At 45.5% G+C, this 24,152-nt stretch carries 22 protein-coding genes; 11 read left to right on the top strand and 11 right to left on the bottom strand.

Translation table 11 applies throughout. From position 1 onward, the window contains the following. Positions 1-86: 86 nt before the first annotated feature. Entirely contained in the window at positions 87-1,859 is a 1,773-nt protein-coding gene (locus tag ADM98_RS11120; protein ID WP_053453571.1) for a glycoside hydrolase family 13 protein, read from the top strand. A 73-nt stretch (positions 1,860-1,932) separates the two neighbouring features. Here the strand turns inward: ADM98_RS11120 and ADM98_RS11115 are convergent, their stop codons facing one another. The 6 genes from ADM98_RS11115 to ADM98_RS11090 all read right to left on the bottom strand — a co-directional run bounded on the left by ADM98_RS11115 (position 1,933) and on the right by ADM98_RS11090 (position 6,653). Beyond that, positions 1,933-3,135: a DUF1015 domain-containing protein gene (locus ADM98_RS11115; protein ID WP_053453570.1), complete on the bottom strand. Its 1,203-nt coding sequence runs from the start codon at positions 3,133-3,135 to the stop codon at positions 1,933-1,935. A 13-nt stretch (positions 3,136-3,148) separates the two neighbouring features. Further along, positions 3,149-4,306 (bottom strand): phosphoglycerate dehydrogenase, encoded by a 1,158-nt coding sequence (locus ADM98_RS11110; RefSeq protein ID WP_053453569.1) that lies wholly within the window; start codon positions 4,304-4,306, stop codon positions 3,149-3,151. After that, complete coding sequence (gene serC, locus ADM98_RS11105) at positions 4,307-5,371, bottom strand: 3-phosphoserine/phosphohydroxythreonine transaminase (RefSeq protein WP_053453568.1); 1,065 nt, start codon at positions 5,369-5,371, stop codon at positions 4,307-4,309. A gap of 126 nt (positions 5,372-5,497) precedes the next feature. Next, positions 5,498-5,863, bottom strand: a complete 366-nt coding sequence (locus ADM98_RS11100; protein ID WP_053453567.1) for a nuclear transport factor 2 family protein — start codon at positions 5,861-5,863, stop codon at positions 5,498-5,500. An 85-nt stretch (positions 5,864-5,948) separates the two neighbouring features. Continuing rightward, positions 5,949-6,149, bottom strand: a complete 201-nt coding sequence (locus ADM98_RS11095; protein WP_023468529.1) for a cold-shock protein — start codon at positions 6,147-6,149, stop codon at positions 5,949-5,951. Positions 6,150-6,392: 243 nt separating this feature from the next. Then, on the bottom strand, positions 6,393-6,653 hold the full coding sequence (locus ADM98_RS11090; RefSeq protein ID WP_053453566.1) for a hypothetical protein: 261 nt from the start codon (positions 6,651-6,653) through the stop codon (positions 6,393-6,395). Positions 6,654-6,794: 141 nt separating this feature from the next. Here ADM98_RS11090 and ADM98_RS11085 point away from each other — a divergent pair, with 141 nt between their 5' ends. The 5 genes from ADM98_RS11085 (at position 6,795) to egtD (ending at position 11,348) form a co-directional block, all read left to right on the top strand. Continuing rightward, the gene (locus ADM98_RS11085; protein WP_053453565.1) at positions 6,795-7,352 is read left to right on the top strand and encodes a GNAT family N-acetyltransferase; all 558 of its coding nucleotides are present in this window, start codon (positions 6,795-6,797) and stop codon (positions 7,350-7,352) included. Next, positions 7,339-7,845 (top strand): NUDIX domain-containing protein, encoded by a 507-nt coding sequence (locus tag ADM98_RS11080; protein ID WP_053453564.1) that lies wholly within the window; start codon positions 7,339-7,341, stop codon positions 7,843-7,845. Before ADM98_RS11085 ends, ADM98_RS11080 begins: the two co-directional genes overlap by 14 nt. 159 nt (positions 7,846-8,004) lie before the next feature. Continuing rightward, the gene (gene guaC, locus ADM98_RS11075) at positions 8,005-8,988 is read left to right on the top strand and encodes a GMP reductase (RefSeq protein WP_053453563.1); all 984 of its coding nucleotides are present in this window, start codon (positions 8,005-8,007) and stop codon (positions 8,986-8,988) included. 123 nt (positions 8,989-9,111) lie between these two features. After that, complete coding sequence (egtB, locus tag ADM98_RS11070; protein WP_053453562.1) at positions 9,112-10,392, top strand: ergothioneine biosynthesis protein EgtB; 1,281 nt, start codon at positions 9,112-9,114, stop codon at positions 10,390-10,392. Then, complete coding sequence (gene egtD / locus ADM98_RS11065) at positions 10,392-11,348, top strand: L-histidine N(alpha)-methyltransferase (RefSeq protein WP_053453561.1); 957 nt, start codon at positions 10,392-10,394, stop codon at positions 11,346-11,348. The genes egtB and egtD overlap by 1 nt, the downstream gene beginning before the upstream one ends. Positions 11,349-11,441: 93 nt before the next feature. Here egtD and ADM98_RS11060 read toward each other — a convergent pair whose 3' ends face one another. Further along, positions 11,442-11,765 (bottom strand): hypothetical protein, encoded by a 324-nt coding sequence (locus tag ADM98_RS11060; protein WP_053453560.1) that lies wholly within the window; start codon positions 11,763-11,765, stop codon positions 11,442-11,444. 34 nt (positions 11,766-11,799) lie between these two features. After that, positions 11,800-12,918: an NAD(P)/FAD-dependent oxidoreductase gene (locus ADM98_RS11055; RefSeq protein ID WP_053453559.1), complete on the bottom strand. Its 1,119-nt coding sequence runs from the start codon at positions 12,916-12,918 to the stop codon at positions 11,800-11,802. A gap of 284 nt (positions 12,919-13,202) precedes the next feature. Here ADM98_RS11055 and ADM98_RS11050 point away from each other — a divergent pair, with 284 nt between their 5' ends. The 3 genes from ADM98_RS11050 (at position 13,203) to ADM98_RS11040 (ending at position 15,717) form a co-directional block, all read left to right on the top strand. Next, positions 13,203-13,751, top strand: a complete 549-nt coding sequence (locus ADM98_RS11050; RefSeq protein WP_053453558.1) for a hypothetical protein — start codon at positions 13,203-13,205, stop codon at positions 13,749-13,751. 94 nt (positions 13,752-13,845) lie between these two features. Continuing rightward, complete coding sequence (corA, locus tag ADM98_RS11045; protein WP_053453557.1) at positions 13,846-14,796, top strand: magnesium/cobalt transporter CorA; 951 nt, start codon at positions 13,846-13,848, stop codon at positions 14,794-14,796. Positions 14,797-14,808: 12 nt separating this feature from the next. Next, the gene (locus ADM98_RS11040; protein WP_053453556.1) at positions 14,809-15,717 is read left to right on the top strand and encodes a LysR family transcriptional regulator; all 909 of its coding nucleotides are present in this window, start codon (positions 14,809-14,811) and stop codon (positions 15,715-15,717) included. Positions 15,718-15,777: 60 nt separating this feature from the next. Here the strand turns inward: ADM98_RS11040 and ADM98_RS11035 are convergent, their stop codons facing one another. Continuing rightward, positions 15,778-19,368, bottom strand: coding sequence for a dynamin family protein (locus ADM98_RS11035; protein WP_053453555.1), 3,591 nt, complete (start codon positions 19,366-19,368; stop codon positions 15,778-15,780). A 120-nt stretch (positions 19,369-19,488) separates the two neighbouring features. Then, positions 19,489-20,913, bottom strand: coding sequence for an NAD(P)H-binding protein (locus tag ADM98_RS11030; RefSeq protein ID WP_053453554.1), 1,425 nt, complete (start codon positions 20,911-20,913; stop codon positions 19,489-19,491). 152 nt (positions 20,914-21,065) lie between these two features. Between ADM98_RS11030 and ADM98_RS11025 the strand changes: the two genes are divergently transcribed. Together ADM98_RS11025 and ADM98_RS11020 are read left to right on the top strand one after the other, a co-directional pair. Continuing rightward, positions 21,066-21,458 carry a hypothetical protein gene (locus ADM98_RS11025; protein ID WP_053453553.1) on the top strand — a complete coding sequence of 131 codons (393 nt, stop codon included), beginning with the start codon at positions 21,066-21,068 and terminating at the stop codon, positions 21,456-21,458. Positions 21,459-21,719: 261 nt separating this feature from the next. After that, positions 21,720-23,069, top strand: coding sequence for a phenylacetate--CoA ligase family protein (locus tag ADM98_RS11020; RefSeq protein ID WP_053453552.1), 1,350 nt, complete (start codon positions 21,720-21,722; stop codon positions 23,067-23,069). Positions 23,070-23,128: 59 nt separating this feature from the next. Here ADM98_RS11020 and ADM98_RS11015 read toward each other — a convergent pair whose 3' ends face one another. Beyond that, a complete protein-coding gene (locus ADM98_RS11015; RefSeq protein WP_053453551.1) occupies positions 23,129-23,983 on the bottom strand; it encodes an AraC family transcriptional regulator in 855 nt (284 codons plus the stop codon). Positions 23,984-24,152: the final 169 nt, after the last annotated feature.

Raw genomic sequence — 24,152 nt, 5'->3', positions numbered from 1 at the left:
GAATTTCCTTTAAAAACGTTTAGGTGAAGCTGAAGAAAGGAACTTTACCGTTAGAGATATATCAATTTAAGGGAGAGTGGCAGAATTTGAATCAAGCTGGGGTAGTTCATCGCGCATTATCACCATTCGTTTATGCCTATGATCAAAGGACCGTCCATATTCGACTTATGACGGCTAAGGATGATGTTCGTGAAGTAAATTTAATTCATGGTGATCCCTATGAATGGGAAGCAGAGAAGGAAGAAGATCGCGATTGGAATTTTGATCCGGAGAAAGAGAAGTCATGGAAAGTACAGCGAACACCGATGCAATACAATGGAAGTGACGCAACGTATGACTACTGGTTCGTTGCAATCCGTCCAGAACGAAAACGTGTACGATATGGGTTTGAAGTGCATGGTGATACGACAGCTGTGTTAACGGAGCGTGGCTGGTATGGCGAAGCACCACTTGATCATCCGGGCTACTATTTTTCCGTCCCGTACGTTCATGCGACGGATGTCTTTGATACACCGGACTGGGTCAAAGACACGGTCTGGTATCAAATTTTCCCAGAACGATTCGCAAATGGAGATCCAACGAATGATCCTGCGGGAACGAAAAAATGGGGGAGTGAAGCGCCAGCTTTTCAAAATTTCTTTGGTGGAGACTTTCAAGGGATCATCGATCATGTCGATCACTTAAAACGACTCGGTGTCACTGGTGTCTATTTCTGCCCTGTTTTTGAAGCGCCATCGAATCATAAGTACGACACACTCGATTATTTGAAGCTCGACCCGGCATTCGGAGACGAGGAAACGTTTCGTAAAATGATTGGGATGTTGCATGAGAACGGTATCCGTGTGTTACTTGATGCCGTCTTCAATCATATTAGTGAAGAGCATCCAGCATTCCAAGACGTCTTAAAAAATGGACAAGACTCGAAGTACGCCAATTGGTTCACTATTGATTCGTTCCCAGTCGATCCGTCGCTTCCGAATTACGAAGTGTTTGCCTTTGAACGGAACATGCCTAAGTTGAATACTGCTCATCCGGACGTAAAACAATACTTGCTCCATGTCGGACGCTACTGGGTTGAAGAATTCGGAATCGACGGTTGGCGTCTTGATGTTGCTAGTGAAGTCGATCATGCGTTTTGGCGTGAATTTCGTAAGGAAGTTCGGGCTGCGAACGGCACGTGCTATATCGTCGGCGAATGCTGGACGGATTCACAACCGTGGTTACTTGGCGATCAATTCGATGCTGTCATGAATTACGGATTAACAGAGAGTTTTCTCACTTGTTTTGCGACGGGCGAGACAACTGTCCGTGATTTCTCATACGCGGTCAGCCGGAATCTAAACTGGCACTCTCAAAACGTCAACGAAGTGATGTTTAACTTAATCGACTCACACGACACACCACGTGCATTAACACGGGCGAAAGGCAACGTCGACCGGATGAAATTACTTTTCGCTACATTATTGACGTTTCCTGGTACACCGGTCATTTATTACGGTGATGAGATTGGAATGACCGGAGGGCAAGATCCTTCCAATCGTGCCTGTATGGAGTGGGATGAGACGAAGCAGAATCATGAATTATTTGACTATGTGACACGATTAATTGCACTTCGAAAAGAGCACCCGATTTTAGCAAATGACGGAACGTATCATTTTCAGTTAGCTGACGAGTCCAAACAACTTATGGTGGTCGAACGACGTCAGGGCGACCATGTTTATTTGCTTGCAGTCAATGTAAGCGAAGAAGTACAGATTTTTTCGCTTGAAGGAACATTTAAGAATCTATTTGACGAGACAACGGCGTCAGAAGCTGTTCAAATACCGGCTTTGTCGGCCGTTATTTTGCGACAACTTTAAGGGGAAGTACATGCTTTAAAAAAGCAAGACATGGACAAGTTGTCCACGTCTTGCTTTTTTAAAGCATGATTTTTCAAGAACGAAACGGATGAATCAACAATCCACTTCGTAGTTTTGGTTCGAACCAAGTCGATTTTGGTGGCATGACTTCTCCCGCATCAGCTACTGTCATCAAGTCTTCAATCGAGGTCGGATGCAAGTGAAAGGCAACTGCCGCACGCCCGGCATCGACAAGCTGTTCGAGTCCGTCATAGCCTTTATGACCACCGACGAATTGAATACGCGCATCTGTCCGTGGATCTTCAATGCCAAGTAACGGTGTGAGGAGCTCTTCTTGAAGAATCGAGACGTCTAGGTTCGCCTTTGTCCCTGTTCGCTCAGAAACGTACGTGAGCGTATACCATTGTCGATTGAGGTACATTTCGATTTGATGTTGCTTTGTTTGTTCAGCACGTCCTTTTGCGATTGTAAACCGATGTGCTAAGCGTTCAAGGAAGTCAACGACAGATTGACCATATAGATCTTCAATGACACGATGGTACCCGAGGATTCGTAATTCATCTTGTGGGAACGAGACACCGAGAAAGCGCTGTGCCTCCTCTTGATTAGTTTGGCTAGCAGCGATGGCAGCAGCTGCAGCGCGATGGTGACCATCGGCGATGTAGAGAGCATCGTGTCGTGCAAACTGGCTACCAATTGTCAACAGATGATTTCGGTCGACCACTTTGAAAACCCGGTGCGTGATCCCGTCAACTGTAAAATCATATAGTGGATCACCGGCAGTAATCGTCGTGACGATCTCTTGCAGTTGGGTATCCGTTTGATGGGCGAGCAAAATTGGACCTGTGTGAGCCTCTAGATGTTCGACGTGACGGACACGATCGCGTTCTTTATCCGGACGCGTGAATTCATGTTTACGAATTTGATTCGTCTCGTAATCATCGACGGCAACACAACCGACGAAACCAGATTGCGTATGTGTCCCATCTGATAATTGATAAATATAATACGTCTCGTCCGGATCGAGTTGTAAGATACCATTCGTCTGACTCTCTTCAAAAGCAAGAGTTGCTTGTTGATAAACGCGTGGATCGTCTTCGGCAATGAGCGAAGGAAGTGTTGCTTCTGCTTTATCAATCCGTAAAAAAGACAGTGGACGTCGACGAATCTCAGCGCGTGCTTCCTCGCGGGAATAGACATCATAAGGTAAGGCAGAAAAGTCTGCTGCATACTTTGAATCCGGTCGTAACGCCGCAAAGGGTTCGAATGTTGGCATGGGATCACTCCTTTTAAAGTAGGCGTGTTTTCAAGACGCCAGGAATTTGATTTAGACGGTCGAGCGAGATCGTCTCTTCCGCATGATTATCGATATCGATGATTGTATAAGCAATCGCATCTTTACTTCCGTTGATCATATTCGCGATATTGATGGATTCTTGTGCTAATACGGATGCGATTTGACCGACCATGTTCGGAATATTGTGGTGAGCAATCGTGATCCGTCGTTTTCCAGTGTACGGTAACTCAACTGCAGGGAAGTTGACAGCATTACGAATGTTTCCTGTCTCAAGAAATAGCCGGAGCTGATCGACAGCCATGATGGCACAATTCTCTTCCGCCTCACTCGTTGATGCGCCGATATGCGGTAACGGAATCACCCGTGGAAGAGATAAAATAAAGGCATTTGGGAAATCGGTCACATAGTTGGCAAGGCGACCGGATCGAAGAACATCGGCTAACGCCTGTTCATCGACGAGTTCTCCACGCGAGAAATTGAGTAACGTCGCACCGTGCTTCATTTTCGAGAAGAGTGCAGCATCTAATAAACCAGTCGTTGCGTCAACGAGCGGGAGATGTAGCGTGATGTAGTCGCTTGTCGCGAGTAACTCTTCTAGTTGCGTCGCGCGGTGAATTTGATTCGAGACACGCCACGCCGATTCGACCGACATGTGTGGGTCGTAACCGGTAACCGTCATACCAAGCTCGTGAAGGGTGTTAGCTAAGCTCGCACCAATCGCTCCAAGTCCAACGATTCCGATTCGTTTCCCCAGTAATTCTGTTCCGACGAACTGCTTTTTGTTCGCTTCGATTCGTTCCGGAATATCCGGTCCGCGTAGATTATTCGTCCAAAGTAGACTCGGGACGAGTTTTCGTGCGGTCAGGAATAAGCTTCCGATAACAAGTTCCTTGACGGCATTGGCATTGGCGCCAGGTGTCGAAAAGACTGGAATTCCACGATTAGCGAGTTGATCGAGCGGAATCGTATTGACACCGACGCCAGCACGGGCGACAGCTTTTAGACTGTCGGGAAAACGCATATCATGCAAATCCTTACTGCGGACGAGAAAAGCATCTGGATTTTCTGACTCGCGCTGAACGTGATAGTCTTCTGTAAATCGTTTTAATCCTTTATCTGATACGTCGTTCCATAATTGCACTTGATACATTTAACGTTCCCCCTGTTCAAAACGGTGCATGATGTGAATAAGTGCTTCGACCCCTTCAGTCGGCATGGCGTTATAGAGACTCGCACGCATTCCGCCAATCGAGCGATGTCCAGCAAGGTTAATAAGATTGTGGCGTTCGGCGAAAGCTAAGAAGGTAGCGTCTTCCGTCTCGCTTCCGGTCGAGAATGGGAGGTTCATTCGACTTCGATCCTTTACGGCAACATGATTATGAAAGACAGTCGACTGATCGATTGCTTCATATAAGAGTTGTGCTTGTGAGGCATTTCGCGCTGTGATCGTCTCAAGCCCTGTCTCCTCAATCCACTCGAGCACCAATTTCGTCATATAAAGACTAAACGTTGGCGGCGTATTGTAAAGAGAACGCTGTTTCGCATGGATATCATACCGTAAGTAGGCACCGATCGTATCAGGGACACGATCAAGTAAGTCATTCTTAATGATGACAACTGTCAAGCCGGCGACACCTAAATTTTTTTGAGCACCCGCATATAAGACATCAAAGGCTTCGATTGGTATCGGTTCAGACAAAATAGAGGACGAGACGTCGGCAACGAGTGGTACATCGACTTTGGGTGGTGTCTGATATGTCGTTCCTTCTAAAGTGTTGTTCCAAGTAATATGCAGATAGTCGCTTGAAGACGTAAATGGTCCATCCGGAATAAAGCGATAACCATCATTTGCGGAAGAGGCGAGGACTTGGACCGTCGCATACTGTTTGGCATCCGCAATTGCTTTTGTCGACCAGTCGCCGGTATCAATAAAATCAATCCGTCCCGTCCTAGTCGCCAAATTTTGCGGTAACATTGAAAATTGAAGTGTCGCTCCACCTTGAATAAACAGCACGGAGTACGTATCGGGAATCGACATCAACCTTCGCAATGATTGTTCAGCTGCATCTCGAATCGATTCGAAAATTGGCGAACGATGACTCATTTCAAGAACGGATTGTCCTGAGTTTTCATAATTGAGTAGTTCAGATTGTGCCTTCAATAAGACCGGTGCAGGGAGGACTGCCGGACCGGCAGAGAAGTTATAAACCGTCATGATGGACACTCCTTCTTGAATTTTCAGAAAATATGTACCACTCAAGTGTAACGGAATGAAAAATGAGAAGCAATTCCAACTGTCGATGAATGGAAAAATGAAAATAAAAAGACACCTCTCAATCCGTTACGACGGATCAAGAGATGTCAGTTGACCAAAGTGCCATTTCCAGCCCTCAGTTGTCGCTCGATAGACCGAAACGACACGGAAACGACCGACGTACTGCGTCGTGCCGTATTCAAACCGATCCTCTGTCAAACTATATTGAATCGCTGTATCTTCGAAGTGGTCGATGTATGAAAAATCATCAGTTCGTGACAACCAGCGAATGTTTTCTGGATCGACATAATGATCGAGATACGTCTCAGCATCAAACGACCGACCTAAAGCATCGATAAATGTAAATTCAGGCGACAACAGGTGAGAGACTTGTGTCAAATCTCCTTTTAGCATCGATTCTTGCAACTGATGCATGGTATTCTCGAGCGTCATAAAAAAAACTCCTCTCTTCTTGAATCGTCAGTGTAGCACATTTAGACACAAAAAAAGACCCTGCCAAAGCAGGGTCTAAAGGAAATTAAAGTTTTACAACGTTAGTTGCTTGTGGTCCACGTTGGCCTTCTTCAACTTCGAAAGAAACCTCTTGACCTTCGTCAAGTGATTTGAAACCTTCAGATTGGATTGCTGAGAAGTGTACGAATACGTCGTCTCCGCTTTCGCGCTCGATGAAGCCGAATCCTTTTTCTGCGTTAAACCATTTTACTTTACCTTGTTCCATGTGTATTGCCTCCTGCGTGTGACTGGCACACTGATTATTACTACCGTGATCAATTTCATCGAATATAAAGTGAAACACTTCGTATCTCCACCGAACAACAATAATTACTTAATAATATAGCATGCCTGTATCGAAAAAGAAAGGACAAAACAAAAAAAGAACAAACTAAGCTGTTCTTCTCTAAATAAATCATTGATTTAAAGGGTTCATTCTACCCGTGTCGAAAAAATATAACGTGTTCTTTCACCGTGTCGGAGTAGCTTCTCTTTTGTTACTTAGTTGCCGTAATGTATGCAAAATAAATCCTTGGAAATTTGGATATCGGGCTGGTTGTTCCCAAACGGTGCGGAATAATTCGGTCATTGCAGAATGGATGAGTGCTTCATCGACTTGTGTACGACGAAATAAAAGAAAGAGTGTTTTTTCATAACGATCATATAATCGTTCAAGCGCGACAGGATCACGCCGTTTGATTTGATGAAGCAAATCAGTGTCTGAATACATAGGTCACTCCTTCTTCGACAGTTTTCTCTATAGTATGCTGTCACTGTAATGTAATGAACTATTATGTAGATTCCCGCTAGAAAAATTATGAAACACCCAAACTTCTTGAACTAAAGATAATGACCTAAAGGAGGAATAATGATGTTACCGATTTACATTCGTCCGTATATTCTCGAGGACGCAGCAACTATTCTTGAAATGAACTTGCGAAACCGCGAACACTTCGAACACTGGATGCCGGTTAAACCGTTGCCTGAACAGTATACAGTCGAAGGACAGCGGGAACGGATACAGCGCCATCAAGAGTTGATGAAACAAGATGCGTATTATGCTTACGGTGTTTTTTTATCAGAAACGGATCAATTGATTGGGGATGTCTCAGCGATGTTCATCCAGCGGGGACCGGCAGAAACGTGCATGATCGGCTATCAGTTGGATGCTTCCTTCTCAAGACGAGGGTACATGGCTCAAGCGGTCGGATTGTTCGTGGATCACTTATTTGATGTTCATCAGTTCCACCGGATTCGTGCTGAAGTCATGCCAGCAAACATCGGATCGATCCGTGTTCTTGAAAAAGTCGGATTTCGTCAAGAAGGAATAGCAAAGCAAAATCTCTTCATCAATGAAGCATGGGAAGATTTTATTCTGTTTGCTCTATTAAAAGAAGACCGGGAGGAGTTACGTCATGCCAATCTCTGATTATTATGCTAATCTACGGCAACATGTCGGAACACAACGTCTGTTTACACCATGCGTCGCAGCAATCATCCGTAACGAAGCGGGTCACATCCTATTCCAAGATCCAGGTGGTCCATTTTGGAGTTTGCCTGCCGGGGCGATTGAACTAGGGGAATCTCATGCACAAGCCGTCATTCGCGAAGTTTATGAAGAAACGGGTCTATTCGTTCGACCCGTCCGCCTGATCGCGACATTCGGTGGGGAGTCGTTTCGCTTTAAATATCCAGACGGAAACGAAGTTGAATATGTAGCAACGGTATTCGAGTGTGAAGTAGTCGGTGGAACGCTTGAAGCAATCGATAGGGAGTCCGAGCAACTGGCTTATTTTCCGAAAAATGAGCGTCCGCCACTTGCGTTGCCTTATCCCGATCAAGTGTTTGAGAAATCAGAGGCAACAAGTTATTTCGAGTGGGAAGAGCGCTGGTTGATTGATTTACAACAACAAAACCTTTAAAAACCGAACGTTATTTTATTTATGACTAAAAAAGTTCATGAAAAACCTTAAAAACACGAAAATTTCTTTGACAGCGTAATAGCAGTTCGATATAGTAGTCAAGGGGCGAATGATTATCGCCATTATTTAAAAAAATATTCGTAATTAGAGGTGTTTTTCATGGATGTAGTATTCGATTATGAAGATATTCAATTAATTCCAGCGAAATCAATCGTTGGTAGCCGTTCGGAATGTGATACGTCAGTGGAATTCGGTGGCCGTCGTTTTAAGCTTCCGGTCGTACCGGCAAACATGCAAACGATCATTGATGAATCAATTGCGATATTCTTAGCAGAAGGCGATTATTTCTATATCATGCACCGGTTCGAACCGGCACGTCGTCTCGCATTCGTTCGCATGATGCAAGAGCGTGAACTGTTCGCTTCGATTAGTGTTGGCGTCAAAGAAGAAGAATATCAGCTGATTGAACAGCTCGCAGCAGAAGGATTGGTTCCTGAATACATTACAATCGATATCGCGCACGGTCATTCAGAAGCCGTCATTCAGATGATTCGTCACATCAAGTCACTTCTACCGGCAAGTTTTGTCATCGCTGGTAATGTCGGTACACCGGAAGCGGTTCGCGAATTAGAAAACGCGGGAGCAGACGCAACAAAAGTAGGCATCGGACCGGGTAAGGTCTGTATCACGAAGATTAAGACAGGATTCGGTACGGGCGGTTGGCAGCTAGCGGCACTTCGTTGGTGTGCGAAAGCGGCAAGTAAACCAATCATCGCTGATGGTGGTATTCGGACGCATGGGGATATCGCAAAGTCAGTTCGATTCGGTGCTTCGATGGTCATGATTGGTTCCCTCTTTGCAGGACATGAAGAATCACCAGGTGAGACACATGAAGTGGACGGAGTGCTCGTCAAGGAATACTTCGGCTCGGCGTCTGAGTTCCAAAAAGGGGAACGTAAGAACGTTGAAGGAAAGAAAATGTTCGTCGAACATAAAGGTAGTCTGACAGATACGTTGATCGAGATGGAGCAAGATCTGCAATCAGCGATTTCGTACGCTGGTGGGAACAAACTGCAAGCGATTCGTACGGTCGATTATGTCGTCGTCAAGAACTCAATCTTTAATGGTGATAAAGTATTTTAATAAAATGAGTCTGCTCTTAATGGAGCGGACTTTTTTTATTTCCTTAGCATAACTCTTCCATAGGAGGGGTATACATCATATGGACCTAAAGATTCGGAATATTTTGGATAGGGAGTGATTGACATGTTATTTGAAACGACATCGTACTTAATCGAAAAATTCGCCACCGTTCGGAATCAAACGATTGCCTTGATTGAACCGCTTGAAGCAGAAGATTTTGTCATTCAAGCCAGTTCGGACGTTAGTCCACCAAAGTGGCACATTGCACATACGACATGGTTTTTTGAACGGATGATTTTACAAGAATATAGTGAAGGTTATCAAGTCTACCATCCAAAATACAATTATTTATTTAACTCGTACTACAACTCAATCGGTCCTTATCAACCCCGACAGCAACGAGGGATGTTATCGCGTCCGACGGTCGAGGACATCATCGCTTACCGGGCATATGTCGATGAACAGATGGTCGAGTTCTTGAAGCAAGAACGGACACCGGAAGACCAACAGAAAGTGGAGGCGCTAGTTGAGATGGGACTCCAACATGAACAACAGCATCAGGAACTGATTTTGACGGACGTGAAGTATAACTTTTTCACAAATCCTCTTTTACCTGCCTATCAGTCAAAGACGATGACAAAAGACGCACCTGCAACAGCGGTTAAAGAAACATCTTTTATTCCATTCGAGGAAGGACTCGTTGAGATTGGTCACACAGGAGACGGTTTTGCATTTGACAACGAAAGTCCGCGCCATAAAACATGGCTTCATCCGTTTGAATTAGCGACGCGTCCCGTCACAAACGGGGAATATTTGGCGTTCATTGAAGCAGGTGGTTATGAAAAATCGGAGTATTGGTTGTCGGATGGCTACGCGACTGTCCAAAAAGAAGGCTGGAAAGCACCTTTATATTGGATGAAGGATGAAGCGGGGGATTGGACGATCTTTACGATGAATGGCGTCGCACCACTTCGACTTGACGAACCGGTCTGTCATGTCAGCTTTTATGAAGCGGACGCTTATAGTCGTTACCAAGGGAAACGGTTGCCGACAGAAGCGGAGTGGGAATGGGCTTCTCGCCAAGTCGATTCCGTAACAAAACGAAATATGATGGGAAATGGAACGTTCCATCCCGTAGCAGTCGAAGAATCAGAGACGACGCTTGCGAGTATGTTCGGAAACGTCTGGGAATGGACGTCTAGTCCGTATAGTTCTTACCCTGGCAGCAAACCGCTTGAAGGGGCACTTGGCGAGTACAACGCGAAGTTCATGTGTAATCAGATGGTATTACGTGGTGGTGCTTGCGTGACGCCGGATGATCATATTCGCGAGACGTATCGTAACTTCTTCCCACCCGATAAACGCTGGTTATTTGGCGGCTTCCGATTGGCGGGTGACATGTGATGCGAGAGACAGTCATTGGCTACGATTTATATACGCCGCAACAAAACATGCGCTTAGAGGTCATCGACGGTCTGATGCGCGAGCAGAAGGTCTTACCAGCAAAATATTTTTATGATCACATCGGATCTCAGTTGTTTGAACAGATTACGCATCAACCGGAATATTATCCGACACGAACGGAAATCGCTATTTTAGAAAACTATCGAACAGAAATCGCTCGCAGTATTGGCGATGTGCATACGTTAATTGAGTACGGTAGTGGGAGTAGCCGTAAAATCCAGATGTTACTGGAGACATTCACACATCTCGATACCTATATGCCCATCGATATCTCAAAAGACTTTTTAATGGAGTCCGCGCGCCAACTCTCTGAACGATATCCTGCTTTACACATCAAGGCCGTTTGCGGTGATTACTCGCAATCAATTTCTTTACCAGTCGAGGAATCACAAAAACGTGTCATCTTTTTCCCAGGTTCGACGATCGGAAACTTTGAGCCAGAGGAAGCGATGCGCTTTTTACGTCATTCGTCGCGGATACTCGAAAGTGGCGATGGATTTTTGATTGGCGTCGATCTGAAAAAATCGACTGATGTCCTTGAACGTGCCTATAACGATGCAGCAGGTGTTACGGCAGCGTTTAACTTGAATATGTTGACGCATTTGAACCAGATGCTCGATGGAACGTTCGATATCACTCGTTTTGAACACCATGCGTTCTATAATGAGGAAAAAGGACGTATTGAGATGCACCTTCGGAGTCAGTTGGACCAGCTCGTACAAGTGGGCGACGTGACGGTTCCATTTAAACAAGGAGAAACGATCCATACGGAAAACTCCTACAAATATAGTAAAGAAGAGTTTGAGATACTTGCCCGTCAAAGTGGGTTCCATCCGGTCAACTGCTGGATGGATGCCGATGAACGATTCAGCGTACACTATCTAGAAAAAATGTAATAGACTGATGTTTTACTAAGTAAAACACTCCCATATGTAAGCTTCCATTTAGAAGTGACATAAGGGAGTGTTTTTTCAAAAATTGAATTGGCATTACTCGACACGAGCACCTTCCGGAATCGGGTGTTCTGGTACGACGAGAATCGGCATCCATTGTTCCGCTCGCCCGATCTCAAGTAACCGACCAGATTCTTCAGGGATATGACCAGGTATATTTAACACGGCGATTGCTTGTTTTCCAAGTAATTCATGGACATCTGGGCGAAGTGATTCCCAAGCAAGCGAAAAACGACGCGTGAATCCGTCGAATTGTAGTTCAAGCTGAACCATTCCGTCTGCGTAGTCTGAGATGGAAAGGATCGTCCCGACACGTAGATCTAAAGCATTGAATAAATCAAGAAAAACGACTGGTTTCATAGACAATGGTGTACTTCCTTTCAGAGACATGTAGTCAGGATTCGATTGGTACGTAAGTTGGTTCATAAGTCGACCATTCAATATCAGGCGTTTGGTGGCTCGCAAGCTTCGCTAGTTGGCTACCGAGATACGGTCCGATCGTCAAACCGGATGCCCCAAGACCGTTCGCTAAAAACACATTCGGATGATCTTGAAGAGGACCGATCACGGGCAATGAATTTTTCGTATACGGGCGCAAGCCGATGCGAAGTTCGTCGATCGTTGTTTCTTCGAGACTCGGTAAGACGGGTAAAGCCCGATTCAATAAGGCGTACATCCCCTTGACGGTCGGTTTCAAGTCGTAGTCGATCTGTTTTTCATGCGTTGAACCGACAATCAGTTTTCCTTCATGGATTGAGACGAGATACAAGCCGCGCTGACCCATGATGACGGGCCAAGTCGTAGATGTCGAATCGGTCAAGTCGAGCTGAAGGATCTGTCCCTTTTCCGGATGTAAATCAATTTTAAGATCAAGCGGACGAAGGAGGTCGTTTAACCAGACGCCGGCCGTTAATATGAATTGATCAGCTGTGTATTGCTTGTCGTCGATTTCAATCCCTGTAACGACCCCGTTGTCTATGACAAGAGACGCATCTCCGTTCATTATGGTTGCACCATGCTCAACAGCGCCACGGATCAAAGCAGCACATAAGGCACGACCGTCAACACGAGCGCCACCGGAAACGAACAAGGCATCTTCAATCTGTTCGACGAGCGGGAAGAGCGCTTTGACGCGGTCTTGGTCGAGTCGCTCGATGCGTTCGATGGCAGGAGCTTCTGGTAAACGATTATGTGCAATCGTCTCCATCTTCTCGATTTTTGATGTTTCATGCAGGGCAATCGTTCCAACTTGTTGATACCCTGTACTCGTTTCACCGAGTGCTTCGAGTTCCGGAATCAGTGTCTTATAAAAATGGGCACCGTTATTCGCTAATTTGTACCATGCCTTATTCCGTCGTTGTGTCATCCATGGACAGATGATGCCTGCTGCAGCATGAGAGGCACGACCGGGTTCCTTTCGATCGACGAGTAAGACGCGTTCACCAGCCTTCGATAAGTGATACGCTGTCGAGGCACCGAGAATTCCGGCACCGATGATAATATGGGTGTACATGAAAAATTCAACTCGATTCTGTTCAATTGGAATATCTTATATTGTAGCAGTAGAAGTTCAAGGCGACTAGCAAGAGCAGGCTTACAATTAGGAGCACATCGAATGATGGGAAATGATGGGGAAAGTGAACCATTTGACGGATCCTGACGTATACTAAACATACAGTTTTTTAAAACTGTGATTTAGATGATTAAAAACAGTTGAATTCGGAAACATACCCTTATAGGCATCATGTCCTGTCATCATCGACTTTGAAACGGTCCATCATGAAGGAGGGGAAGGCAATGAATATGAGTCAAGCCATCGTACGCAAACGCTACACGGATCATACTTTATTTTATTCCGCCATCCTAATCTGGAAATTGCTATTCTTCCTGCCACTGCTCATGTTCGTCAACAGCGGCACGGACCATGTGTTTCAAATGTATTTCGTACCGTACCTCACGATTATCTTCCTGTTTCGCGTGATGACTTACTTTGCGACCTATAAAGCATCTTTCATGGAGATGACGGAAATGGGTCTCTCGTTATCACTGATCATCGCAGATGTATATTTGATTGCTTTGTTCGATATTCCACTTCCTTTTGCTTTGATCATCTTAGCACTCGCCTTACTCCACTTCAGTGCAGCATTTAGTCGTTTTCGTTGGTTCCGCCGTCGCCTTTGGTTGAATCGGCATCTTGAGATTCTGAACTATTTGACGGACCATGGAGAAGTACCAATTAAAATCGCTGTCATGGCAGAAGATGAGATGCTTGTGACGACAAAAAGTGGGAAAGAGTTTACGTATCGTCAAGTCTATTGGAGTGGCTTTTATATTGAACATGGTTGATTGTCCATAAGAAAAAGGATTCCGTTTCTGGAATCCTTTTTTGTTGTATACGTAAAAATATAGTACGCTTACATAGCAAAAGGAGGAGGAAAAGTTGATTCGTTGTATTCTGATCAATGCCGACGATGAGCTTATTTTGACTGATGACGTCTTTCGGACACAAGAGCCGGGCATAAAAAGTTATTTCGTTGATTTCGACCAACCGACAGCTACTGAAAAACAAATGTTGATTGATGCTTTTGATTTCCATCCGCTGGCGGTTGAAGATTGTTTCCACTACTTACAACGTCCGAAGCTCGAGTATTATACGGACCATAGTTTTTTTGTTCTCCATGCGCTCGATGAGGGAACCTTGACGAATCGCGAAATCAATTTGTTCGCAAGCGATCGACATCTCGTCAGCTACCATGAGCAACCTTCACCAGAAATCGATGTTGTATTTGAGCAATATAGTCAGCGTCTCGTCAAACAAGAGACGGTCGATCTCGTACATAAAATCATGGATAAGATCGTTGACGGTTATTTTCCGATTGTTCATGCGACAGAAGATGAACTGTTTACGCTCGAGGAACGTTACCGGAAGCGAGGCAACGATCGTCGCTTGATGGAAGAAATCTTTGAGCTACGAGCCCGTTTACTGCGGATCTCGCGAACTGTCATGCCGATGCGGGACTTACTATATCGCGTCATCGAATCAAAACGACTATCGATTCATCCGAAGAAGCAGGCATTCTTTCGCGATTTATACGATCACTTACTGAAGTTATCGGAAATGATTGAATACAACCGATTGATGACGTCTGAATTTCGAGATAATTTCATTTCCCTTAACTCGTACCGAATGAATAGCATCATGAAGACGTTGACGATTTTTACGACGATTTTCATGCCACTGACGTTTATCGCCGGAATATACGGTATGAACTTCGAGCACATGCCAGAACTAACAACTCGGTATGGTTATTTTGTGACATTAGGGGCAATGGCGCTTCTCGCTTTAGGCATGATTCTATTTTTCAAAAAAAATCGCTGGTTCGATGAGTAAGGGGAGATGTAGATGGATATTCGACAGTTACTCTTTTTTACGACGATTGTCGAGCACGGGTATAACTTAACACGTGCCTCGAAGCACTTGTCGATTTCCCAACCGGCGCTGAGTCAGATGATACGCGATTTCGAACAGATCGAACAAGTTGAACTGTTCATTCGTAAACATGGACGGTTGACAGGATTATCCGAAACAGGACGTCAATTGTATGAGGATGCGAAAATCGTTCTAGCACGACATCAAGCGTTAATGGGACATCTACGTGAACGATCAAGCGTCGTTCGAGGAAAAGTCCGACTTGGGATCCCACCGGTTATCTTACCAGTCTTGTTTTCACAGTTGATTCCGAAGTTCATGGCGGAACATCCTGGAATTGAGCTTGAAATCATTGAAGAAGGAGCATTTGAACTGAAGCGACGGCTGTTGCTCGAAGAACTTGATTTAGCGGTATTAATCGAACCAGGTGAATCATACGGCATTGAACGTTTTCGATTGATTGAAGATGAGGTTGTCGTGGCGGTTCGTCCGAACCATCCTTTTCAAGCAAAAGCCGCTATTTCGTATCTCGACATCGGAGACGAACCACTCGTAATCTTGAACGACCGATTCATGTTGCATCATCAAATACTTTCAGAGTTTCGAAAGGTACAGCAAGAACCGAATATCTTCTTCATGTCAGGGGCGTGGGACTTATTGATCGGGATGGTTCAAGAACTCGATGTCATCTCGATCCTCCCGGAACCGATTCTCCGTTTCCATCATGCGGATGATGTTAGGATTATCCCGTTTGATCCGCCAATGTTATGGGATGTCTCATTAAATCGACTTGTTGGCACAGACTTGAGACCCGTCGTCCGACACGTCCACCAATACATCGTTCACTATTTTCAATCGTACTGGCCGACTCCCGCTCGATGATGAAAAATACAACAAAAAGACCGGAGCACATCGCGCTTCGGTCTTTATTGATTGAACTATTTAGGATGATGTGACGTGTTGCGTCTGACGACGGATCTGATCGGCTGCTTGTTTATAAGGCGTCAGCGTCTCTTGTTCCTGTAACGTCGCGCGTTCACTCTCGAGTTGTTCAAGTGCTTGGCGTAACAGATTCTCTGAAAGAGACGTCAAGGAAACATCTAGATGTGCCATTGCGACTGCAAGCAATCGTTCTTCTTGAACAGCGGTATACGTGAGTGCATCCTGTTTCGTTAACGTCGCAAGTTCCTCTTTAAGCTGTTCCTTCTCGTTTTTCTCGAAAAAGGCTTTTGCATTCCGGAAGTGGCGTTTTACGCTGACGTAAGGTGTCGCATCCTGGAAGGGACCATCGAAGGTCATCTCGCCCAATGGAGATACTGTAACTGGCGCGAGCTGGAACGATTCGTTCCATTGTTCAAGGAGTTGTTGCTCTTCTTGTTGTCGACGGATCAACGCTGCTTCAAGCCATTGATCGATACGGAAATGCGTGACCCGTAGCTCCTGTTCAAAATCAAACCGAAGAAACGTTAATAATTCTGTCAATGCATCTTGTAGTGCCGCCGCCTTAGCTGCTTGTGCGAAGCGGACTGGATTGTACGCTTCTTTGAAAAAGTCAGGGAAACGATAGTAAATGCGCTGTACGACATGGTGCAACAATTCGTGGATTTCCGCTTTCAGCGCAGGCTCGATCAAAGCGGCGCGATTCTCTTGGAACCGATCCGTCACTTGTTGTTCTAACGCAGACAGCTCAATCAATCGTTCTTCTTTTCGTAAGAGGTTCGCTTCTGTTGCAGCAATGAACCGTTCGAGTCGTTGGACGGTCTTTTCCGTCTGCTCCGATAAGGAAACTTTAGCGAGTCCGGTCAAGTCTTCTGCTAAGAAGTGATGGAATGCCTCCTCGAATACAGGTAAACCGGATGTCGCTTCGGTTAGTCCTTGTTGTTTTTCAGCGAGTCCTTGTAGACTCGAGACCCCGTAAAGCCGCGGCGACCGAATCCCGAAGCGTTGGAGTTCCGTCGCGACATAATTCAAGACATCTTGACGTTCACTGTCTGAGGAAGCGAGATCGATCGCATTAACGAGGAAGAACATCTTATCGAGTTCAAACGCGTCTTTAACACGACCGAGTTGAATCAAGAATTCACGATCTGCCCGAGCGAAGGCATGATTAAAATAGGTGACGAATAAAATCGCATCGGCATTTTTGATGTAATCAAAAGCAACATCCGTATGACGAGCATTGATTGAATCGGCTCCTGGTGTATCGACGAGCGTGACCCCGAGTCGTGTTAACGGACTATCGTAGTAGAAATCGATGACATCAACGAAACAGCTTCGCTCTTCTTTTGCGACATAGGATCTAAATGCTTCCTCGTCAACGGTCTGGACGGTTCCGATGAAGGCATGGACGTCAGGGAATCCCTTCAAGAAGGCGCGAAGGAATGGATCCGTCAACGTGGCAGCACGTGGCAAGAGCGTCTCGTATGCTTGTTTGGTTGACTCAAACGTCATCGTGTTCATCATCGCTTCATTTAAATCCTCAACCATTGCAGCTTCCGACTTGAACGTGACTTCTGCAGTACCATGAGCGTGTTTGTCATCAACGGGATGAATCCGGTTGATGGAAGCCGTCGTTGGATTCGGAGAGACTGGAAGTACCTTATTTCCGAGCAAGGCATTACAAAATGATGATTTCCCAGCACTAAAGGCACCAAATAAGGCGATCGTGAATGACTGATGTGTCAGTCGGTCTAGTTTGTCATTTAAATAAGCAACGGCTTCTTCAAACCCTTGTAGTCCATTCAAGTAGTGACGAATTTGAGCTACGTCTTCTGGCGCATAACGGACAGGCTGTTGTTCGGTCATCGTCGTTGCAAGTTCAAACGCAGTTGCCTCTGTCACCGACTCAAAACCTGTAAAGGAAACGATCGCTGCTTCCTGCTGCACCAATTGTTCTTTCCAAACAGAAACTTGAGTTCGTGCTTGTTCGAGTTGCGTTTCAGACGGATTGACAACACCACTCTCATAGCGCGCGAGAGCCGCAGTAGCCTGTTGCCAGGTCTGAACACTATCCCACTTTTGCTGCAGGAGCGTTTGTTGTTGCAATAGTTCGGCTTGTTCTTTCGGGAAAGCCACCGTTAACTCTTGGCGTACGCGTTCCCGCCACGCGTTCGTCTCTTTGACGAACCAAGCCTGCGTCTGCTCGACAACACGATTCGTAAACTGAAGCACCGATTCCCCTGTAATCGTAATGCCGGTTGGTAATGCACTTTCGAGTACGGAAAGCGGTGGATCAAGTGATAACTGATCGATCGTCACGATGTGTGTATCCTGCAAGAGATCAAGTTCGCGTAATGATTGTTTCATCAAGTTACGAAGGTGGAGCGAAATTTCGGACGCCGTGACCGTCTGATAGGCACGCATGACGTCTTGCGCAATCTCTGCTTGAGCCGCTTCCGTTTTTTTCGTACTACGGAATAGTCCGACCTTGAAATCACGCTGACGGGATTCGAGGAAACGACGCATCTTCTCACGTAACTCAAACGGCATCAACGTCGCGTTTTTCAAGAGCTGATCTCGGTGCAGAGAAAATGTCTGTACCCAGCGGTCTGGTTGACGCGCTTCTAATTGATGCGATACATGTGCTAACGCTGCTTGCACCGTTGTCGGATCGTTTCGTTCAGCATTATTTAACTGCTCTGCCATTGTCTCATCGGCTTCCGAGACGAGGCGAGTAAGAAAACTCATATGCTCCTGATGAAGACTTTCAAGTGTTAGGGTAGCGGAAGTCAATAATTTTGGTTGAGCATCGCGAATGCTTTTTTTGACCAGTTGTTCGACTTCTGTGAAGTCGTTGTGTGGATGACCTGGGTTCCGTAAGCTCGTAAAGAAGATGCCTTTTGGCACAACACCGTGCTCCGCGAATGAGGCATGGACCGAGCGACGGAACGCCTCAAAGGATAGTTCATCATCACGATGTTTATCGATTTGGTTGACGATTAAATACAATTCAGGTACTGCGGATTGTAATTCATCGGTCACCATGAAGTTCAATTCCGATTGGACATGGTTGTAGTCCATGACATAAAACAAGATGTCTGCTAAGTGTAATGCCGATTCCGTTGATACACGGTGGGCGTCGTCAACCGAGTCGACCCCTGGAGTATCCATCAAGACGAGACCAGATGGAAGCTCAGACGCGGCATGCGTCAAATCGATTTGCCGGACATCGCCACTTCTTCCAAGCGATTGAAGGTGTTCATGTTGTTCTTCGTTTGTTAAGCGTACAGAAGGTCGTTCATGAAAGTGAACGATCGCTTCATCGGCGTCACCTTGCTGAAGTGTCACGATGTTCGCACTTGTCGGAATCGGACTCGTTGGTAAGACGGACTCACCTGTTAAAGCATTGATCATGCTCGACTTTCCGGCCGAGAAATGTCCGGCAAACGCAATCGTGAACTCTCGTTTCAGTAACTTCATGGCGAATTTATCTAATTTATCTAAACGGAGTTGATCCGTTGAAGGTTGAATCAATGTGGCGAGTGAAGCGGTCGCCTCGAGCTGGTTCGTTAATCGTTCCTCAAATGAGCGCATGCGATGAAACCCCTTTCTTTCAGTCACCGTTCAGTGTATCACGATTTTTTCAGTTTCGTCATCCTTCTGGAAGCGACAAAAAAACGATCCGCCCGGCAAGGGGAGGATCGTTGATGCTGATTAAGTCGACGGAACGATTTCGTCCGCATGTGTTGATTCTTGTTCAGTCGAGTGAACCCGACGTAACAAGTGTAATTTAAAGAGGTACATGACGAGTAAATGAACATTTGCCTGAGTCGCCTTATAGAGTACCCATGGCAACGCAGGAACGAACTCATGGATGGCGATGATACATTCCTGTGTACCTGGGATTTGTCGGAATTCAATCCGTCCACGGCTATCTTGTGCAACTTTTGCGAACAGGCCACCGGTAATCCGGTACGTCGCCATTTGCCGATCGTGGACCGGCTCCTTCGTCAGTTCAAGAAGGGGTTGTTCGTAAAACGGAATATGGATTCCGACGACTTGATCCTTCACGGATGATGATAGGAAGGGGCGCGCAAATGATGACAACCAGTCCATATAATCGTCGGCAGCCCAGTCAGCATCGCGCTCCTTCGGGAGAAGGACACGTTGCACTGAACGAACGTCAAGGACGTCTGGTTTTGAAGAAGAGGAGGACGAAGAGCCTTGTTGTTCCTCTTCTTCTTTTAACGCATCTCGAACCGACTGTTCAAATGTGATTTTCCCATCACTGATACCTGGAACCATTTTTTCTGGATCGGCGACCATCTCATGCACCATGCTTTCGACGAGTGGATAGACGGTTTCCTTCGGTTCGCCAGATACGAGTGTGACCCACAGACGAGACAATTTAACGGTCAGCAAAGGTATGTCGATCGTCGGTTGACGTTTCCCCATGATATCTGCTGTTTTAAGAATCATCTCTTTATAGGTCATCGCTTCCGGTCCACCGATATCGATTGCGCGATCTTTGACGTCATCACGGTCGACACTTTCACCGAGCGCATGAATGACGTCGGGTAAAGCAACAGGGTGCGTCTTATTGCGCGTCCATCGTGGCAATGCCATGATCGGTAGTCGTTTAACGAGTTTTGATAAGATCGGGAACGATGAGCCTTTTGGACCAACGATCAATGCGGCACGAATCGTCGTCACTGGTGTCCCGTAAGCACCGAGAACGCGTTCGACTTCGAGGCGACTTTTTAAGTGACGGGATAGATCTTCTGTCTCCTCGGGGATAATACCACTCAAATAGATGATTTGTCGGATACCATTTTCTTTTGCAGCACGAGCAAAGTTATCGGCTAACAGTAAGTCCATATTTTCAAACGATCCTTGCGTCAATTTAGCTGAAGGCATCATCGAATGTACGAGATAAACAGCGATGTCTGCACCTTTCATACCATCAATCGTATTGTCAAGGGAAAAAAGATCGCACGATCGCCACTCGACGCGTTCTTCATTGTCTTTATCATCACCATTTCGTGAAAGGGCAATGACGTCATATTTTTTCTTTAATTCATTCAGTAAATTGTGACCGATGTATCCAGTAGCTCCGGCTAAAGCTAAACGCGTTGACATGGGTGAAAACTCCTCTCTCATTATCTGTTGTAATGTACCCTCAATTAAGTTGATTCAATCGCGAGACCATGACGATTCAGTTGAATGGAATAGGGAATAGAGATATATGAAGACAAAATGAGGAAATGGATTAAAAAGAGGGGGCTTCAACCATGCAGACGATACAATTCATGCAAGATGGACATGAGCGACGATTCGATCTGTTGTGGAGACGCTTGAAACCAAGACAACGACAGGATTCGGCAATGCTTTCAATGCTGTATCTTGCCACTGCACATCCACAAATACTAGAGCGCTTCTCAGACTATTTTTTCCCGGACAGCGGTGAGTTTTTTGATCGTGAATTTCTAGCAGAACGATTTTTAGACGCGAGTAAAGACGTCATTGCTAACTTACTTGTTCAGCTCTATAACGGTCGGACAACGATTACGATCATCGAGCTGATTGAGCGATTGGATGAGCAACAGATGATGATCGTGCTTGAATCCATTAAATTGCGGACTTATGGAATGAGAGTGCTTGAAAGGCAAACATCTAGGTTATGAATTGTAATCACACAAAAAATCTGGACAACGAAGTAAGTAGACACTTCGTTGTCCAGATTTTTTGTGTGATTAATAAATAGAGATAAAGTTGTAATTTAGAATACGAATGAGAAGATGTTTGTGAATCGAAGTTCATAAAAATAAATCGCCATGAAAATAAAAGCTAAGTTTATTCACGAAGAACTAATTGAGATGGGCGACGACTGGAAATAAGATGAAAGTATCAGTAAAAGGTGGTCAAACTATGGAAGGAGTGACATCATGCAGCTCAAAGAATCAATCTACTTTCATTCACCGATCTTCATTCAAAACTTGTTGACAACGTTACAAGGACGTCGTCTGTTCCACGAACGTTACGGTGCAACGTACCAGCAACGGTTACAAGAGCTGAAGCAGAAGATTGGGCAGTCAAATGACGTACAAGCAGAACAGTTGCTGCGATTGAACGACTTCCTCTCCTTTTGCCAAACGTATAGTCCATATTATGAAGAATTATTTTCTTCAATCTCTTTGAATCTTCCCTTACGGTCAATCGACGAACTAAAACAGATTCCACCATTGACTAAGGAACTCTTACGACAGCAGAACGAAGCCGTCCATGCTCGAGTTCACGCGCCGATTCTCGGAAAAACAGGCGGGACGACAGGAAAGTCGATTCAAGTCCATTACACGAAAGAAGATATGCAAATCCGGATGGCACATCTCGACTTTTTCAAGTGGACCCATGGAGTCGATCAAGGGATGCGTCGTGCGAGTTTTACAGGTCAAACACTAGCGTCACCTCAGCAAAAGGCACCCGTTTATTGGCGGACGAACAAAGTCATCAATCAGATGTTGTTTTCGATTAAGAACATCAATCCGAAAACGGCTGCTGCATACATCGAACAACTCAATCGGTTTCAGCCAGAATCGATTGACGGATTGCCTTCAGGAATGATTGAAGTGGCGCGATATGCTAAAAAGTATGGCATGACCTGTACGTTTCGTCCGAAAGCGATTTTTCCAACGGCAGAGATGATGACGGCAGAAGAACGAGCACTCGTCGAAGACGTCTTTCATGCACCCATCTATGATCAGTATGCGTCGTCAGAAGGGGCACCGATTGTCGCAGAATGTCCGTATGGAAAAAAACATCTCCATTATGAGATGGGAATCATTGAACGCGATGAAGATGGGGAAATTCTCGTCACGAGTTTTGATACACATGGGACGCCGCTTGTCCGATACCGCGTCGGCGATCGTATGACAATGAGTCAAGAAACATGTCCGTGCGGTCACCAAGGACCAATTATTGCTTCAATCGACGGACGCGGGCGAAGCTTCATTCAGTTAAGAAACGGACATCGTGTTTTTGAAGGCGAACTCGCTGGCATCGTTCGGGCGTTCCCGAACTGTATCGAACGCGTACAATATATTCAAGAGACGCAAGATGAGGTCATTCTTTTATATGTACCGGATGAGCGGTGTTTTGAAACAGAACATGAGAAAAAACTATTTTTCATCTTAGATCGATTGTTTGACGGACAATTAAATGTCGTCATGCGAGCAGTATCCGAAATTCCGAAAGAAATCAGCGGAAAAACGTTATTGATCAAACAACAGTACGTCTGATGAATAACTTGATAAAGGCGAGGTCAGCGCTGACCTCGCCTTTTAGTGTTGGAAAGAACTTAGTCTCGTGGACGCACCGGAATCCAGATAGCCGATTGATAATCAGATGCAGACGGATCGCCTGACGAATAGACTTCGAGTTCGGCATGAGGAAGGGGATCATATCCATGTGAGGGGAGCCATTCTTGATAGATCCGATGCCACATCTCTTGAATGGCATGCGGCATCGGACCGACGACTGGGAACGTTGCCCAAAGACTCGCTGGAATCGTCATCGTTTCCTGACCAGATAGTACTTCCTTAGTTGTCGTCGCAATCCAATAATCCATCGATTCTTCCGTAAAGTTGGAGCAAACACCAATCACACCTTCAATCTGACCATCGTTTTGTTTGAATAAGGTAGCGTCTTGACCAGAATGGTTCACGTCATTCCAAAATAATGGAATCAACTGTTGTTGGGCACCATCTTTCGTCGGGAAGTTTTTCCGCCAGCCGGAAATTTGTAAAGCAGGTCGTTCGATGAGTTGATAGTTCATTTGCTCCATTCCTTTCAATGTCACCTGAATACTCAGGCGGTTATAGGCGTGAATCGGACGGCGCTCGCTTCGCATCAACGTTGGAGAACAGCCATGTTGTCGTTTAAAGGCTTTTGAGAAAGCTTCAGGCGTCTCATAACCAAATCGTAGGGCGAGATCAATGATTTTTTCGTCCGTTTGAATCAACTGTTGTGCAGCAAGTGTTAGCCGTCGTCCCCGGATATATTCCGGCAACGTCATCATCGCAAGAAACGAAAATGTCCGTTGTAAAGGATAAGGCTGCATTTGAGCCACTTTCGTCAACACGTTGAGATCAAGCGGATCTTCTAAATGATTTTCGATATGATCAATGACACGTTGAATCGATTCGAGCCACATCTTCTCACCTCCTTGACTTCAGTATAGTGGTGTGATGTTCAATTAACCTGTCCGAGACGACCTCAATTTGTCAGATAGACAGTTTCCCTCTTTTTGTCATTTTCCTGTCAGGTACATACGCTATCGTAGAATCATCGAAACCGTTACCTCCCTTGTGAAAGGACGTGAT

It is taken from the genome of Exiguobacterium sp. BMC-KP (assembly GCF_001275385.1).
Taxonomy (GTDB): domain Bacteria; phylum Bacillota; class Bacilli; order Exiguobacteriales; family Exiguobacteriaceae; genus Exiguobacterium_A.
This window is presented reverse-complemented; position numbering and strand designations above follow the sequence as displayed.

Bases quoted from the DNA above. Each gene is read 5' to 3' on its own strand.
- ADM98_RS11115 (WP_053453570.1), bottom strand. From the start codon at position 3,135: ATGCCAACATTCGAACCCTTTGCGGCGTTACGACCGGATTCAAAGTAT.
- ADM98_RS11110 (WP_053453569.1), bottom strand. From the start codon at position 4,306: ATGTATCAAGTGCAATTATGGAACGACGTATCAGATAAAGGATTAAAA.
- serC (WP_053453568.1), bottom strand. From the start codon at position 5,371: ATGACGGTTTATAACTTCTCTGCCGGTCCGGCAGTCCTCCCTGCACCG.
- ADM98_RS11100 (WP_053453567.1), bottom strand. From the start codon at position 5,863: ATGACGCTCGAGAATACCATGCATCAGTTGCAAGAATCGATGCTAAAA.
- ADM98_RS11095 (WP_023468529.1), bottom strand. From the start codon at position 6,149: ATGGAACAAGGTAAAGTAAAATGGTTTAACGCAGAAAAAGGATTCGGC.
- ADM98_RS11090 (WP_053453566.1), bottom strand. From the start codon at position 6,653: ATGTATTCAGACACTGATTTGCTTCATCAAATCAAACGGCGTGATCCT.
- ADM98_RS11085 (WP_053453565.1), top strand. From the start codon at position 6,795: ATGTTACCGATTTACATTCGTCCGTATATTCTCGAGGACGCAGCAACT.
- ADM98_RS11080 (WP_053453564.1), top strand. From the start codon at position 7,339: ATGCCAATCTCTGATTATTATGCTAATCTACGGCAACATGTCGGAACA.
- guaC (WP_053453563.1), top strand. From the start codon at position 8,005: ATGGATGTAGTATTCGATTATGAAGATATTCAATTAATTCCAGCGAAA.
- egtB (WP_053453562.1), top strand. From the start codon at position 9,112: ATGTTATTTGAAACGACATCGTACTTAATCGAAAAATTCGCCACCGTT.
- egtD (WP_053453561.1), top strand. From the start codon at position 10,392: ATGCGAGAGACAGTCATTGGCTACGATTTATATACGCCGCAACAAAAC.
- ADM98_RS11060 (WP_053453560.1), bottom strand. From the start codon at position 11,765: ATGAAACCAGTCGTTTTTCTTGATTTATTCAATGCTTTAGATCTACGT.
- ADM98_RS11055 (WP_053453559.1), bottom strand. From the start codon at position 12,918: ATGTACACCCATATTATCATCGGTGCCGGAATTCTCGGTGCCTCGACA.
- ADM98_RS11050 (WP_053453558.1), top strand. From the start codon at position 13,203: ATGAATATGAGTCAAGCCATCGTACGCAAACGCTACACGGATCATACT.
- ADM98_RS11040 (WP_053453556.1), top strand. From the start codon at position 14,809: ATGGATATTCGACAGTTACTCTTTTTTACGACGATTGTCGAGCACGGG.
- ADM98_RS11035 (WP_053453555.1), bottom strand. From the start codon at position 19,368: ATGCGCTCATTTGAGGAACGATTAACGAACCAGCTCGAGGCGACCGCT.
- ADM98_RS11030 (WP_053453554.1), bottom strand. From the start codon at position 20,913: ATGTCAACGCGTTTAGCTTTAGCCGGAGCTACTGGATACATCGGTCAC.
- ADM98_RS11025 (WP_053453553.1), top strand. From the start codon at position 21,066: ATGCAGACGATACAATTCATGCAAGATGGACATGAGCGACGATTCGAT.
- ADM98_RS11020 (WP_053453552.1), top strand. From the start codon at position 21,720: ATGCAGCTCAAAGAATCAATCTACTTTCATTCACCGATCTTCATTCAA.
- ADM98_RS11015 (WP_053453551.1), bottom strand. From the start codon at position 23,983: ATGTGGCTCGAATCGATTCAACGTGTCATTGATCATATCGAAAATCAT.